At 69.8% G+C, this 13,907-nt stretch carries 13 protein-coding genes; 5 read left to right on the top strand and 8 right to left on the bottom strand.

Annotated features, from left to right (window positions below; translation table 11 throughout):
- The first annotated feature begins 116 nt into the window (after nucleotides 1-116).
- Nucleotides 117-1,211 (top strand): DUF5925 domain-containing protein, encoded by a 1,095-nt coding sequence (locus tag ACYVO6_RS02110; protein ID WP_461056644.1) that lies wholly within the window; start codon nucleotides 117-119, stop codon nucleotides 1,209-1,211.
- A 52-nt stretch (nucleotides 1,212-1,263) separates the two neighbouring features.
- The gene (locus ACYVO6_RS02105; protein ID WP_461056643.1) at nucleotides 1,264-2,034 is read left to right on the top strand and encodes a DUF72 domain-containing protein; all 771 of its coding nucleotides are present in this window, start codon (nucleotides 1,264-1,266) and stop codon (nucleotides 2,032-2,034) included.
- A 436-nt stretch (nucleotides 2,035-2,470) separates the two neighbouring features.
- On the opposite strand, the gene ACYVO6_RS02100 is transcribed toward ACYVO6_RS02105, so the two are convergent.
- A complete protein-coding gene (locus ACYVO6_RS02100) occupies nucleotides 2,471-2,851 on the bottom strand; it encodes a GntR family transcriptional regulator (protein WP_461056642.1) in 381 nt (126 codons plus the stop codon).
- 69 nt (nucleotides 2,852-2,920) lie between these two features.
- On the opposite strand from ACYVO6_RS02100, the gene ACYVO6_RS02095 reads away from it, so the two are divergent.
- Together ACYVO6_RS02095 and ACYVO6_RS02090 are read left to right on the top strand one after the other, a co-directional pair.
- Entirely contained in the window at nucleotides 2,921-3,841 is a 921-nt protein-coding gene (locus tag ACYVO6_RS02095) for a GNAT family N-acetyltransferase (RefSeq protein ID WP_461056641.1), read from the top strand.
- Nucleotides 3,822-4,322, top strand: coding sequence for a ribonuclease FAU-1 family protein (locus tag ACYVO6_RS02090; protein ID WP_461056640.1), 501 nt, complete (start codon nucleotides 3,822-3,824; stop codon nucleotides 4,320-4,322). Before ACYVO6_RS02095 ends, ACYVO6_RS02090 begins: the two co-directional genes overlap by 20 nt.
- Nucleotides 4,323-4,345: 23 nt before the next feature.
- Here ACYVO6_RS02090 and ACYVO6_RS02085 read toward each other — a convergent pair whose 3' ends face one another.
- On the bottom strand, nucleotides 4,346-4,960 hold the full coding sequence (locus ACYVO6_RS02085; protein ID WP_461056639.1) for a class I SAM-dependent methyltransferase: 615 nt from the start codon (nucleotides 4,958-4,960) through the stop codon (nucleotides 4,346-4,348).
- Between the two features lie 173 nt (nucleotides 4,961-5,133).
- Between ACYVO6_RS02085 and ACYVO6_RS02080 the strand changes: the two genes are divergently transcribed.
- Nucleotides 5,134-5,268: a hypothetical protein gene (locus ACYVO6_RS02080; RefSeq protein ID WP_106972494.1), complete on the top strand. Its 135-nt coding sequence runs from the start codon at nucleotides 5,134-5,136 to the stop codon at nucleotides 5,266-5,268.
- A gap of 72 nt (nucleotides 5,269-5,340) precedes the next feature.
- Here ACYVO6_RS02080 and ACYVO6_RS02075 read toward each other — a convergent pair whose 3' ends face one another.
- The 6 genes from ACYVO6_RS02075 to ACYVO6_RS02050 form a co-directional block, all read right to left on the bottom strand.
- Nucleotides 5,341-9,294 carry a lipopolysaccharide biosynthesis protein gene (locus ACYVO6_RS02075; RefSeq protein ID WP_461056638.1) on the bottom strand — a complete coding sequence of 1,318 codons (3,954 nt, stop codon included), beginning with the start codon at nucleotides 9,292-9,294 and terminating at the stop codon, nucleotides 5,341-5,343.
- Nucleotides 9,287-10,084 (bottom strand): polysaccharide deacetylase family protein, encoded by a 798-nt coding sequence (locus ACYVO6_RS02070; protein WP_461056637.1) that lies wholly within the window; start codon nucleotides 10,082-10,084, stop codon nucleotides 9,287-9,289. The genes ACYVO6_RS02075 and ACYVO6_RS02070 overlap by 8 nt, the downstream gene beginning before the upstream one ends.
- On the bottom strand, nucleotides 10,081-11,070 hold the full coding sequence (locus ACYVO6_RS02065; RefSeq protein ID WP_461056636.1) for a glycosyltransferase family 2 protein: 990 nt from the start codon (nucleotides 11,068-11,070) through the stop codon (nucleotides 10,081-10,083). The genes ACYVO6_RS02070 and ACYVO6_RS02065 overlap by 4 nt, the downstream gene beginning before the upstream one ends.
- Nucleotides 11,067-11,882, bottom strand: a complete 816-nt coding sequence (locus tag ACYVO6_RS02060; protein WP_461056635.1) for a glycosyltransferase family 2 protein — start codon at nucleotides 11,880-11,882, stop codon at nucleotides 11,067-11,069. Before ACYVO6_RS02060 ends, ACYVO6_RS02065 begins: the two co-directional genes overlap by 4 nt.
- 341 nt (nucleotides 11,883-12,223) lie before the next feature.
- Nucleotides 12,224-13,345 (bottom strand): GNAT family N-acetyltransferase, encoded by a 1,122-nt coding sequence (locus tag ACYVO6_RS02055; RefSeq protein WP_461056634.1) that lies wholly within the window; start codon nucleotides 13,343-13,345, stop codon nucleotides 12,224-12,226.
- 1 nt (nucleotide 13,346) lies between these two features.
- Complete coding sequence (locus ACYVO6_RS02050; RefSeq protein ID WP_352374515.1) at nucleotides 13,347-13,697, bottom strand: hypothetical protein; 351 nt, start codon at nucleotides 13,695-13,697, stop codon at nucleotides 13,347-13,349.
- Nucleotides 13,698-13,907 lie beyond the last annotated feature (210 nt).

Below are 13,907 nucleotides of genomic sequence, written 5' to 3'. Positions count from 1 at the left end.
GCACAGCCTCGTAACAGGACGGAGGGGATACACGAGGAGGCCGGCGCACACCGGACACTCGGGGTCCTCCACGGAAACCGGGTGCATGGGACGCGCGCGTGACGGATCATGGCGACATGTCTGTGAACCCACACGACGCACTGCCGATCCGGCTCAACGTCGACGACAGCGACTCTCCGTCGGACGTCGTCGACGCGCTGTTCCTCGGCCGCTTCGCGACGGGCGAGCAGCCGCACTCGCACGCGGTGAACATCGACCGCGTACGGTCCGGGGCGACACTGTTGCCGCCGGGCGCCAAGGTGTTGCGGTCCGCCCGCGACGACGACCGCAGCGCGACGCTCGCCGAGGGCGACGGCTGGACGGTGCTCATCTCGCGCTGGAACCGCGGTGCCGATGTCACGGTCACCGCGACCAGCGAGGAGCTGGCCGCGAAGGTGCTCGGCCAGGCCACGGACGGTGCGGAGGACGAGCCCGAGCCGCAGCCGGAGAACGTGACGATGGGCTTCTGGTACGTCTCGCCCAGGCGCGGCCCGCACCGTACGACCCGGCAGATCTCGGCGGGTACGTGGGACGAGATCCGCCCGAACTACACGGCACCGGTCGCGGACGCAATGGATCACCTGATGAAGACGACCCCGGAGGACATCGCGGGCCGTCTGCTCCTGCTGCACGGCCCGCCCGGTACGGGCAAGACGTCGGCGCTGCGCACCCTGGCCCGCTCCTGGCGCGACTGGTGCCAGGTGGACTGCGTCCTCGACCCGGAGCGCCTCTTCTCCGACGTCGGCTATCTGATGGACATCGCGATCGGCGAGGACGACGGCACCGCCAAGGGCCGCTGGCGGCTTCTGCTGCTGGAGGACTGCGACGAGCTGATCCGCGGCGAGGCCAAGCACACCGCGGGCCAGGCGCTGTCGCGCCTGCTCAACCTCACGGACGGCCTGCTCGGTCAGGGCCGCAACGTCCTGGTCGGCGTGACGACGAACGAGGACCTGGAGCGCCTCCACCCGGCCGTCGTCCGCCCCGGCCGCTGCCTGGCCCGTATCGAGGTCGGCCCGCTGACCCACCGCGAGTCGGTGAACTGGCTGGGCACGGAGGAAGGGATCGGCCGCGAGGGCGCGACGCTGGCCGAGCTGTACGCCCTGCGCCGGGGCACGTCGCCGACATCGGTGCCGGGGGCGCGCGAGGGCGCGGACGCGGGCCTCTACCTGTAGGCCACATATTCAGGCCACGCACGGCTATCTCACCTGGTGCTTTGATGATGGTATGACTCTGTTCGTGGGCACGTCCGGCTGGCAGTACAAGGACTGGCGCGGAGTCCTGTACCCCGCCGGGCTGCCCACGCGGCTCTGGCTGGAGGAGTACGCGGCACGGTTCGCCACGCTCGAGATCAACAACGCCTTCTACCGGCTGCCGTCGCGGGAGACCTTCGAGTCCTGGCGCGACCGCACCCCGCCGGACTTCGTCATCTCCGTCAAGGCGAGCCGCTTCCTGACCCACATCAAGCGCCTACAGGACCCCGAGGAACCAGTACACCGCCTGATGACCCACGCCACCGGACTCGGCGACCGCCTGGGCCCGATCCTCCTCCAACTCCCACCCACACTGCACGCCGACCCGGCCCTCCTCGACACCTGCCTGGCCTGCTTCCCACCCGGTACCCGAGTAGCCGTCGAACCCCGCCACGACTCCTGGTGGACCCCCGAGACACGCGAGGTACTGGAGTCCAACCACGCCGCCCTCTGCTGGGCCGACGCCCTCTCCCGCCCGGTAACCCCGCTATGGCGCACCACAGACTGGGGCTACCTACGCTTCCACGTAGGCCGAGCCAGCCACTGGCCACACTACGGCCGCCGTTCCCTGGCGACCTGGACACACCGAATCGCAACCACCTGGCCCGACAACCAGCAGATCTACACGTACTTCAACAACGACCCCCACGCAGCAGCAGTCCAGGACGCCCTGCTTTTCGCCCGGTTGGCAAGGGCAACGGGCCTGACGGTAACGCGAACTCCGCAGCAACTGAGCGCCCAGTGAAGGGGTGCCCCAAGGGGGCGGGAATGACAGGTCGTGTCTCGGCTGCGGGTTGTGGGTGGCTGGTCGCGCCGTTCCCCGCGGGGTGCCTCCGGCGGTGGGGCGGGTGCGGGTTCGTTGTGGTTGCTCGCGCAGTTCCCCGCGCCCCTTTGGGGCCGGTGGGTGGGTCGGGGCCGTGGGCCGGTGCGTCAGCCCGTCGCAGGCCGGGCGTACGGCCCGGTGTTGGTACACGGTCCTGGTTCTCCGAGACCGAACCTAAGCGACGGGCATACGACGCACCGGCCCACGGCCCCTCCCGCCGGTGGGAGGGCGCGGGGTTCGTCGTGGCTGGTGAGCATGGTGGCCAGCGGTTCCGGGAGCGCCCCTTCAGGGGCGCGGGGAACTGCGCGACCAGCCACGATGGACCCGCAGCATACGAACCAGCCGACCCGCGGAGCGCCTACCCCCGGTCCCCGTAAACCGCACGCAGCGCATCCCGAACGGCATCGAGCGCCACCCCCTCGGCGAGCCCGAGGCGGCGGACCCGCTCGGCATAAGCCCGAGCAGCGGACGCCGCCTCGCGCTCAGCCGCCGAACCCGCGGACGCGACAAACGTTCCGTTGCGCCCCCGAGTCTCGATGACCCCGTCCGACTCGAGCGCCCGGTACGCCTTGGCGACCGTGTTCGCGGCGAGGCCGAGCGACTCGGCCAGCCCTCGCACGGTCGGCAACCGATACCCCACCGGCAGCACACCAGCCCGCGCCTGCTCGGAAATCTGGGCGCGCACCTGCTCGTAGGGCGCAACCCCCGCACCGTCATCGATGTCGATCTTCAACGTCACAAGCCGATTGTCCCGCACCTCACGAAAATAAGAGGCACCCAGCCACACCCCCCACGTAGCGTCAACGACATGACAGTGATCGTCCGCGACTTCCGCCCCGCAGACGCCGAGGGCTTCGCCCGGATCCGGCAGCTGGCCCTCCCCTTCATGCTCTGCACGGCGGAGTCCATCGCCTACGACGTCGCGCACGCCCATCCGGACGCCCACTTCCAGCCCCTGGTCGCCGAGCAGAACGGCGAACTCATCGGCACGGCCCAGGTGAGCCTCGTGTACGACAGCCCTCAGCCGGGCCAGGGCTCCCTGAACGTGTATGTGCACCCGGAGCGCGAGCGCCGAGGCGCCGGCTCCCTGCTCGTGCGCACGGCAGAGGAGCGCCTGACCGCCCTCGGCGCGACGAAGCTCTTCTCCTACGTAACGGACACCCCCGCGAACCGCACCTTCGCAGAGAAGCGCGGCTATCACCCAAGCCGCTCCGCGCACTTCCTCCGCCTGGACCTGGCGAACGGCACGCTGCCGCCCCTCCAGGAGACACCCGCGGACATCGAACTCCGCACGGGCGCGGACTTCGCAGACGACCCACGCCCCCTGTTCGACCTGGACGCCGAGACGCTGGCGGACGAACCGAGCGACATCACGCACGAGTTCACGGACTACGAGGCCTGGCTCCGCGAAACCTGGCACCACCCCCTCCTCAGCCACGAACTGACCTCGGTCGCCGTCGTCGACGGCCGCCCCGCCGCCTTCAGCGCGGCCCGCACGGACGGCGGCACCCGGTACGGCACCGTAATGACGGGTACCGCACGCGCCCACCGGGGCCGCGGCCTGGCCAAGCTCGCCAAGAACGACTCCCTGCACCGCGCCCGAGCCGTCGGCTGCACAGAAGCGTTCACGGGCAACGACACCGGCAACGGCCCGATGCTCGCGATCAACAAGTGGTTCGGCTACGAGATCTGCGCCACGGAGGTGCACCATGTCCGCGAACTCGGCTGAATCCACCGGCCACTTGGACATCGTCCTCGTCAAGGGCGGCCGTACGAAGATCCGTTACGCCGCCGAACTGCTCGCCGACGACGGCACCCGGATCACCGTCCGCGCCCCCTGGTTCGGCGGCGTCACCCGCGACTTCGGCTTCGTACGGTTCGAGTCCGGCGACATCTTCACCGAGTACTACTGGCGCGACCGGTGGTATGCGGTGAAGGAGGTTCGCGACTCCACAGGCACCCTCAAAGGCTGGTACACCGACATCACCCGCCCGGCCACACTCTCCGGCACCGAACTGGTCGTGGAAGACCTCGACCTGGACCTCTGGCGCTCCGCGGACGGCAGGACCGTACTGCGCCTGGACGAGGACGAATTCGCAGCGAGCGGCCTGACGCACACGGACCCCGAGGCCGCGTCCGCCGCCGTCGCCGCCCTGGACGAGCTGGAACTCCTGGCCCGCGAGGGCGACTTCGAGGCACTCCTCGCATAGCCGCAGGGCTCAACGCTCAGCACTCAGACGACCGCCACCACCGCATACCGCTCGTCCTCCACCTCCCGCCCCCACAGCAGCGCCTCGCCCGACAGCCGCTCCACACGAACGTCCCACACCAGGGGCACGAGTAACCCGGCCAGCCGGTCGGCGGGTATCCCCACCGGGCTCACCGTCCCCCACACACCCTCTATGAGGACGAGCCGTCCGCCGGGGCGGAGCAACCCGCGCCAGTGCCGCAGGACACGCTCGGGATCGGGCAACGCCCACAGCACATGCCGTACGAGCACGACGTCGAACCGCTGCTCGCCGACCGGCGGAGCGACCGCGTCGCCGACAAGGAAGACGGCATCGCGGCCGGCCAGCTTGGCGCGGGCCAGGTCGACCATGCGAGGCGAGAGGTCGACGCCGGTGACCCGATGGCGCTGCTCGGAGGCGAGAAGCGACAGGCTGCCGGTGCCGCAGCCCAGGTCCAGTACGTCGGACGGGCCGCGTGGCAGCCAGCCGCGCAGCCGGGCCGCCCATGCCTCGCGCACGGCGGGGTCGCGAAGCCCGTGGTCCGGCTCCTCGTCGAAGGTGGCGGACTCGGCGTCCCAGTCGACGCCGGCCCATGTCTCGCGCTCACTGTTGCTCGTCATGTGCTCAGAGTGACACCCACCACTGACAACGCCGGGCCCGAGCGTGACGACCGCCACGGACACCACGGGCCTCGGGGTGACCGCCGCCACAGACAGAGGGCCATCGATGAGTCACGCTCCCCGGAACGGTCTACCCATACAACCGCGATACCGGTAGACCCAAGGAGGCAGCCATGCGCCGCGTGACCTTGCAGAAGCCCCTCAAGAAGTCCGACTCCCGCCGCGTACGGGAAGAGGCCGACACGCGCCCCGCCGAGCGCCCGGAAGTCCGAAAGGACATCCAACGCACCTGGTGGCCGGACGGCTGACCCGCCCGGCCACCAAATCTCCAACGCTGAAGCAGCGCATGACATGCGTGTGGATGGACACGGCTCCAGCCCCTACGCCATCGTCAAGAACCGCTGCACCAGCGAAGCCAGCAGCACCGCCAGCAGCGGCAGGGAGAACCAGAAGCTGCTCTGCAGCCACTGCAGTTGCCGCACGCTCGGCCGGACGGCCACCCGTACCACCTCGCGCGTCGTCAGCAGCACGAGCAGTGCGATCGCCGCGAGTCCGCCCACGACCGACCAGGGTGTCCAGGTGACCTGAGGACCGATCGGTCCGGGATCGGCTTTCGGGACGTTGCTCTCCGGCTGCTCGCGCATCGCGTACACGGTCGCGTCCTTGTTGACGAAGACCTTCCGCAGTTCCTCGCGTTCGTCGAGGTTGCGGATGAGCCGGGTATCCCAGCTCGCCGAGTAGCCCACGTCCATCTGGAGGGAGATCACCTGGCTGCGGTTGATCATGAGGTACGAGTTCGGGCCCGCGTCCTTGAGCGACTTGACCAGCCCGGACACCAGCACGGGATCGGGCGGCGCGAGCGTCGGAACGTACTCCACCCGCTCCATGTCCCTCGCGCCCCAGGGCATCGCGGGCGTCACGGTGTTGACCGGGTCGTCGCTCAGCCACAGCAGTCGTGCGGTCGGCTTGTCGTGCTCGTACACGTACTCCATGGCCGCGATCTCGCCCGGCCGGACCCGCTCGAAGGGCTCGTTGCCCCAGCGGGCCACCAGGAAGCCGCCGACCAGGACGAGGCCCGCCATCAGGGCGGCGAGGGGGGCGAGGCTGAGCTGGTCGCGCTCGCGTTCCTTCGCGGTGACCCCGGTGCGCGGGAAGAGGGCGAGTCCGGCGAGCAGGGCAGCGCCCGGCAGGGCGAACATGAAGACGCGCAGGGCCATTTCGCCGCCGTACGACTGCATGCCGAAGCCCAGGAACGGTACGAAGGTGAGGACGAGCAGGGAGCGTTCGCGGTACTTGTGGTCGCGGCGCCGCCACCAGCCCCAGCAGGCGAGCGCCATGACCGAGCCGGCGAGCGCCACGCGCGCGTACAGCACGAGTTGGTGGGTCGAACTGCCGCCCTCGATACGGCCGGAGACCGACGACGACACATTGCCGCCGACGCCGCCGAGCCCGCCGAACAGCTCGTCGAAGTGTCCCCGCCAGTACGGCTCGGCGAGGAAGCCCACCCAGACGGCGACCATCACGGCGAACAGGATGGGCAGTCCGCGCAGTTCGGAGCGGCCCACCAGGACGAGGACCGCGAGGACGCCCAGCATCACGAACGGGGTGAGCTGGTGGGACGGGACCGTCGCCGCGAACAGGCCGATCAACACCATGAGCAGCACGGCCCGTTGGCGCCGGTCGGTCGGCTCGACCTCCAGCTCGCCGGGCCGCCGCTTGGTCCACAGCACGCGCGGCGCCCGGAACCACACCAGCAGGATCGCCACGAAGACGATGTAGAGCAGGTACGTGAAGCCCTGCGGGGAGAAGTAGTCCTGGCCGACCCAGCCGCTGAGCACGAAGATCCATACGCCGGTCCACTTGGCGCGCCAGCTCGCCCGCATATGGCGTACGAGGAGGAACATCGGGGCCAGATAGAGGAGTTGCATGGCCGTCGGCCACCAGCGGATGACCTCCGTGAGGTCGTCGACCCCGCAGGCCTTCGCGACGAACGCGGCGGCCGCGAAGAAGCCCGGCCAGCTCCAGCGTGCGTCCAGGTCGGGCACGGCCGAACCGGTCCGGTCGATGTACTCCAGGAACCCGAGGTGCTGCCAGGCCGTCGCGAACCGTGGCTCCGTCTCGATCACTGCGGGCAGCGCGTGCAGCGACACCACGGTGACCAGCAGGGTGACCAGGAGCAGCCCTCGGTGCTCGCGGCTGCGCCAGAGCAGCGAGGCGAACACCGTGACCAGCAGCGCGGCCCCGGCCAGCGTGGGCACGGGCAGGACGGACACCAGGCCGAGCCCGCCCATCCGGTCGAGATCCCGCTCGCCGAGGCCGAACACGGGTACCCAGTACAGGATGAGCGCAGCGGTCAGCAGACAGCTGAGGACGACGCCGACGCGGGTGGGCCGCAGCCGCTCCCACGGGGACGGGGTCGGGGTGGATGCCGGGGACGGTGGCGGTTCGGACGGCGCGCCGGTCCCGCGTTCCCGGCGTACGAGTGCGGATGTGCCGGAGGACGGTGCCTCGGCCTCCTGCTTGGACTCCGGCTTGGCGTCGGGCTCGGGTTCGGCCCTGGAGTCTGTGGCCTCCGGTTTGGCTTCGGCCGGGCCCAGGGAGGCCTCACTGCCCGGTTCGCGCTCCTCGACGGGCAGGCCCAACTCGGAGCGGGGCGCGGGGAGTTGGAGGGACGCCTTGAGAGCCCAGGTCGGCCGATGGTCCGGTTCGTCGTCGGGCCCGTGGTCCGGCCGTTGGTCCGGTGGAACGGGCCACTGCACCGCCGTCCCGGTGGGCGGTGTCCCCGGCCCGGGGCGTACGTCCGGCCGGCGCTCCTGGTGGTCGAAGTCGAGGTGCACGCCGAGCGCCAGGGTGTCCTGGTCGAGCCGTTGCGCCCAGACGGGGCCGCGGCCTTTCTTCGGCTCGCTCGTGCTCGGCGCGGGGACCTCGCGGGCGCCCAGGTCGGCCAGGTCGCCGTCGGGCGCCGCGTCCTCGGGCACGTCGGCCGGCGCGGTCCTGATGACCCGGTACAGCCTGGGTGAGGCGATCGCCACGATCACCGCGAGGGCGGCGACCTCCGCGACGCCCGCACCGGTGAGGCCCATGGTTGGAAGCAGAATCACCGTGAGACCGAGCACCAGCACGCACAACAGGCCCTGCAGCCATGCGAGTCCGGCGGTACGGCTCTGCGCGCGCAGCACCGCGAAGTACGTCTCCATGACGACCCGCAGCACCCCGCCGACCGCGAACCAGCGCAGCAACGGGGTCGCCGCGTCCGCGTACCCCTGGCCGAACACGCCCAGGACGAACGGCGCCCCGAAGAACAGGATCGCGCCCACCGGCAGCATGATCCGCGCCATCCGGACCAGCGCGGCCCGGGTGTTCGCGGCGAGCCGAGCCGGGTCGTGCGAGCCCTCCACGGTGAGCGAGGCGCCCATGTTGATGGCCAGCAGATTGACGGTGCCGCCGATGGTGATCGCGATGTAGAAGTACGCGTTGTCGGCGGAGCTGACCTGCGCGGCGACGATCACCGGGACGAGGTAGACCACGGCGAGCGAGAACAGTGAGCCGGTGTAGTCGCCCGCGAGGAAGCGGCCGATCTCCCTCAGCGTCGGCGGCTGGGCGTGCTCCTCGGTCGCCTTCACATGCCGGGGCACCAGCCGCCGGAACACCAGCCAGCCCAGCGGCAGCACGGACACCGCGATGGCCGCGACCCAGGACACGAACACGCCCATCGTGGGGATCGCGGCGGCGAACAGCACCAGCAGCATCAGCTTGACCGCCGAGAACACCGTGTTGCCCACCGGCACCCACACCGCGCTGCGCAGCCCCGTCAGCACCCCGTCCTGGAGGGTGAGCACCGACCAGGCGACCACCGCCAGCACGAACACCAGCGCGTGCAGGGGATCGTGCAGGAAGCGGTAGGAGGGCCCCCACAGACCCAGCGTCAGCAGGAACAGGCCTGCCGCCACCGCCACGACCAGTGAACTTCCCGCGTACGTACGGAAGATCAGGCGGCCGGTGTCACGTCCCGCGACCGGGATGAACCGGGCGAGGGCGCCCGTCAGCGTCACAGCCGTCAGGCCCGCGAGGAGCTTCATTGCGGCGATCGCGGCGGAGCCCTGGCCGACCGCGTCCTCGGTGTAATAGCGGGCGGCGGCCAGCCAGTAGCCGAGGCCGAGGACGGCGGAGATCCCGGTGTTGAGCATCAGGGCATAAGCGTTCCGGAACAGCGGGCTGCCTCCGGATCCCTTGGAACCCCTGCCCAGTCCGGGCAGCCTCAGCCGGCGGCCGGACTGCTTCTCGGGCGCCTCGGTCGTGGGCGTGTCGGGCTGGGCTGTGGTCGTGTCAGACACGGGAACGGATGGCCTTCCGGCGGATCTGGCGTGCTCTGCGGACCATGGCGTACCCCTTGGTGAGGGCATGGTCCCTGGCGAAGGTGCGGGCGATCGCCTGGCCTTCGACCAGCCGCTCGAACTCCTCGATGCGGGTGGCGCGGCGCACGGTGACGCGTTGCAGGGCGTACGGACCCTGGCGGCGGTTCGCCAGGCGGTTGCCGACCGCGAGGGACTGGGCGAAGCCCGCCTCGCGCACCGTGCGGCGCACCCGGCGGCTGGAGTAGCCGTAGGGGTACGCGAACGAGGCGGGGCGGGTGCCGAGTTCGTCGGCGATGATCTGCTTGCAGCGCAGCAGCTCGAACCACAGTGCCTCGTCCGTGAGCTGGTCGAGCTGTGGATGCGTATGGCTGTGGCCGCCGATCTCGACGTCCGCGCCCGCGAGTTCGCGCACCTGGTCCCAGTCGAGCATCGTGTCCAGGGCGCCTCCGCTGTCGTACGCGCCGCGCAGCCAGCCCGTCGAGACGAACAGCGTGGCCGCGAAGCCGTGCTTGGCGAGCACGGGCAACGCATGCCGGTGCACGCCTTCGTAACCGTCGTCGAAGGTGACGAGGACGGGACGCTTTGGCAGCGGGCTCCCGGAACGCCAACTGTCCGCCAGCTGTGCGGTGTTGACCGGCGTGAACCCGCGCTCGTCCAGCAGAGCCATCTGCTCGGCGAACGCCTCGGGCGCGACGGACAGCGCACGGGTCGCCTCGTTGGGCACGATGGAGACGGCGTGGTACATGAGGATGGGCACGGGAGTGCTCATACGGAACCACCCCCCTCTATCTCCACCACCGAAAACGTGGCGCCACCCCTGCGTGCCCGGATGCTGCCGAGTACGTACCCGCCCGCCGCCGTCACCACTCCGGCGACGATGGCGCCGGCGCGGCCCGCGCCGCCGGGGCGGGCGAGGAGGGCGTCGCGCAGGCCGCGGGCGACCCCGGCCGGCAGGACGCGTGTCGTGTAGCGGCGTTCGGACTCCAGGCCCTTGTCGGCGCCGACGCTTCGGGCGACCAGGGCCTTCGAGAGGCCTTCCGCGTACGTACGCGTGCGGAAGTACGCGAAGTGCTCGCGCACCTCGGGCACCCGGTGGTGGATCACCGCACGGTCGTCGATCAGCAGGATCGCGTCCGGCTGGGCGCGGGTGAGGCGGATGCACAGCTCCGTCTCCTCACAGCCCAGCGGACGCTTGTCGCCGTCACGCCCGATACCGGTCGCGAAGCCGCCCGCCACGTCGAAGGCGCTGCGGCGGAACGAGGCGTTGCCGCCCAGCACGTTCCGCACCTGTACGCGCCCCGGCGGCAGCCCCTTGTACGTACAGCCGACGACCCAGTCGAACTCCTCCGGGAACCACGCCGGGCGCCGGCCCGACGCCCAGATCGGAAAAGTCCGCCCGCCGACGGCCATCACCCGCGGATCCGTGTACGCCTCGGCGAAGTGATACAGCCAGTCGCGCTCGGCGACGGCGTCGTCGTCGAGGAACGCGATGACCTCACCGCGGGAGGCCGCGATGCCGGTGTTGCGGCCCGCGGACAGGCCGCGGGGGCCCGCGTTGGCGAGCACCCGCACCTCCCGCGTCTCTTTGTACTCCTTCGAAAGCCGGTCCAGGAGTGCCTGGTTGTGGTCCACGACCAGCAGCGTCTCCAGGGCGGGCCGGGACTGCGCCCGCACCGAGGAGACCGCCGCGAGGATGTCCTCCCAGCGGTCCTCGGTGTAGGCGCAGATCACCACCGAGATGTCGATCGTGCTCAAGACACCTCTCCTCGCGTGGAGTTGAGCGCGATCGCGTGCGCACGGCGTAGCGAACGCCGGTTGGAGCGCTCCTTGAGAATCACCTTGAGCACCCGCAGCCCGTCCCGTACGGCCCGCAGATTGCTCGCGCCGTGGATCCGCAGATACTCGTGGCTCGGTATCTCCTGCACCTTCAGCCCGGCCTTGACCACCCGGATGTTCATCAGGGTCTCCACCTCGAAGCCGGTGCAGTCGAGGTCGATCTTGTCGAGGCAGTGCCGCCAGAACGCGTTGTAGCCGTAGCACAGGTCGGTGTAGCGGGCGCCGAACTTGCGGTTGACGACCGTGCACAGCGCCCAGTTGCCCAGCTTGCGGATGGGCGTCATGTCGTCCGTGCCGCCGCCGTTGGCGAACCGCGAGCCCTTCGCGAAGTCCGCCCCGGAGACCAGCGCGGAGACATACGACACGATCTCGTTGCCGTCGGCCGAGCCGTCCGCGTCGACCATCACGATGATGTCGCCGGTGCAGGCCGCGAAGCCGGTGATCAGGGCATCCCCCTTGCCCTTTCCGATCTGCTTCACCACCTTGACGTCCGGCCACAGTTCGCGGGCCACTTCGACGGTGTTGTCGGTGGAATTGCCGTCGACGAGAACCACTTCGTGGATCCACGCCGGCAGTGTCTTGAACACGTAGGGGAGATTCTCCGCCTCGTTCATGGCGGGAATCACCACACTCACCGGAGGCGTGATCGCCAGGTGAGAAGAGATGGGCCGGTACTGACCGGCCGTGGACGGTTCCTGTCCCGAAACCGCTGGCTGCACAAAAGAACTCATGAGTCTGATCCCTCTCGTCCGGTGGACCGCCCGCCCCTGGGCAGTCCGGCTCTTTGTCCGGTTCGAAAGGGGGGTTCTCACTTACGGCATGCCGAAATAGAGCTCCGTACACGCCGGGTGAGCTGGCAAAGCTGGCCGACTGGAACAGCCGGTCGCGCGGCACGCGCCCCGGCACCACTTGTGGACACCGGGCACGGCACCCCCCTACCGCGCCCCGCTCCGGAACCATCGCGGTCCTTGAGCCCTCCCCTAGAGCCGCTTAGTGATGGAGACCGATGCGGGATGAAGACGTATGACGTTATTGACGATTGTGCGGCTATGGCAAGACCTGTAACGAGACCTCACGTTTTCGTTGGTTTGGCCGTTACCCGATTCCTCGAACGGATTTGTCCCATCCGCTTGAGGAGTTTGTCGGCCGGCTCGAACAACTCCGGCCGCGCCAGCACCGTGTTCCGCAGCGCCCGGACCGGAGCACGTCGCGCCCGGTGCCCGAGTGCCACCGGATGGCGGCGCGTCACCAGCCCTTCGGACACGAGGAGTTCCCGTGTCTTCAGGGAGTCCTTGTATTCCTTCTGCCCCCGGCCCAGATCCAGATAGGCGATACCGTCGGCGGCTGCCGCCTCGGCCATGCGCAGATGCAGGATGAGCCCGGGGGAGTATTTGGAGAATGCCGGATCGTACGCCGGGAACCAGCAGGCCAGCACACGCTCGGAACGCAGCCCGAAGTGCGCGGCGATCGGCTTGCCGTCCGCGTAGAGCACCGACAGGATCCCGGCGAACGACTCGGAGCGGCTGTGGAACAGCTGCCACACCAGCCGGGTGATCCAGTCATGCGCGAAGCGGTCGCTGCGTCCGGTCCTGCGGTACTGCGCCGACTTCCACGCCATCAGTGTGCGCAGCGCCGCGGGATCGCGCTCGTCGTGCACATAGCGCACCTCGCCGTGATCCCGGCCGAGCTTGCGCTCCTTGGCCAGCGTCGACTTCGTGAACTTCGGTGACTGGGCGCGCAGTTGGGTCAGATACGCCTCGTACCCCTGGTCTACGTCCATGACCGGGGACGGGAAGCTGCCGGTGGCCGCCGCCTCGAACGGCGTCTGGCCCTCGGCTAGGTGATCGAACTCCCACACCACGAGCCCGCAGGCCCGCAGCAACTCCCGGGCGTCCCAGCTGAACCCTGGCCGGTGCACCACGCCCTGGCAGTCCGAGACGCCGAGACCGATCGCCCGGCCGACGCCACTCGCGCCCCGCTGGAACGGGAAGAAGGCCGCGGGCTCCCCGTCCTCCCGGACCACCGCTATCCGTACACCCCGCCGGCAACGGCCCACCGCGAGCGCGAACTCCGGTGACAGGAACGGGTTCGCCAGTTCGGGCGAGCCGTTGAGATGGGCCTTCGACTGCAGAGCCGACCACGCCACCCGGTCGGCGGCGGTCAGTTCGCCGGGGCGGTACACGCGTATGTCCACGTCAGGAAGCCCGTCTTCTCACCGTACGGCCGCGCAGGCGCCGTACCACGACCAGCAGAAGCATGAGTGAGCTGAGCGCGGCAACGACCGCGATTCCGCCCCTGACCGACCACTGGTGCACCGCGAGCATGCCCTGGGCGACCAGGATGTTGACCGCTACCGCTGCGGACAAAGACGCCACGATGCGGCCGAACGGTTCCAGTCCACGCAAATTGGCGGCAACCGCGGTCCCGGGCGCGGCCAGCAGGAAGAACAGCGTGAACGGCGCGCGCAGCGGTGAGTCGATGTCGACGAGTGCCAGCACCGCACCGACCCCCGCGATCGCCGCGGCGGCCCCCGCGAGCAGCGGCAACAGGTCCCTCCCCGGATCCTGTTGCGGCGGCTCGTCTCTGCCTGTGGAAGATGCGCCTGATGAAGATGACTTGATACGCATGGTCTGCATTGGCGTCTTTGCCCCCCGAAGCGCCGGATGCCGGGCTTCAATGTCGCTCAGCGGGCATGGGGACGTCAAGATGCGGAAGCGTCAAGTACGAGTTCCCCGGAGGAATGGATCCTCCGGGGA

It is taken from the genome of Streptomyces pseudoechinosporeus, assembly GCF_054783935.1.
This window is presented reverse-complemented; position numbering and strand designations above follow the sequence as displayed.

Coding starts and splice junctions, on each gene's coding strand:
- ACYVO6_RS02080 (WP_106972494.1), top strand. CDS start 5,134: ATGCGCCGCGTGACCTTGCAGAAGCCCCTCAAGAAGTCCGACTCCCGC.
- ACYVO6_RS02060 (WP_461056635.1), bottom strand. CDS start 11,882: ATGAGTTCTTTTGTGCAGCCAGCGGTTTCGGGACAGGAACCGTCCACG.
- ACYVO6_RS02070 (WP_461056637.1), bottom strand. CDS start 10,084: ATGAGCACTCCCGTGCCCATCCTCATGTACCACGCCGTCTCCATCGTG.
- ACYVO6_RS02090 (WP_461056640.1), top strand. CDS start 3,822: ATGTCCGCGAACTCGGCTGAATCCACCGGCCACTTGGACATCGTCCTC.
- ACYVO6_RS02105 (WP_461056643.1), top strand. CDS start 1,264: ATGACTCTGTTCGTGGGCACGTCCGGCTGGCAGTACAAGGACTGGCGC.
- ACYVO6_RS02085 (WP_461056639.1), bottom strand. CDS start 4,960: ATGACGAGCAACAGTGAGCGCGAGACATGGGCCGGCGTCGACTGGGAC.
- ACYVO6_RS02095 (WP_461056641.1), top strand. CDS start 2,921: ATGACAGTGATCGTCCGCGACTTCCGCCCCGCAGACGCCGAGGGCTTC.
- ACYVO6_RS02110 (WP_461056644.1), top strand. CDS start 117: ATGTCTGTGAACCCACACGACGCACTGCCGATCCGGCTCAACGTCGAC.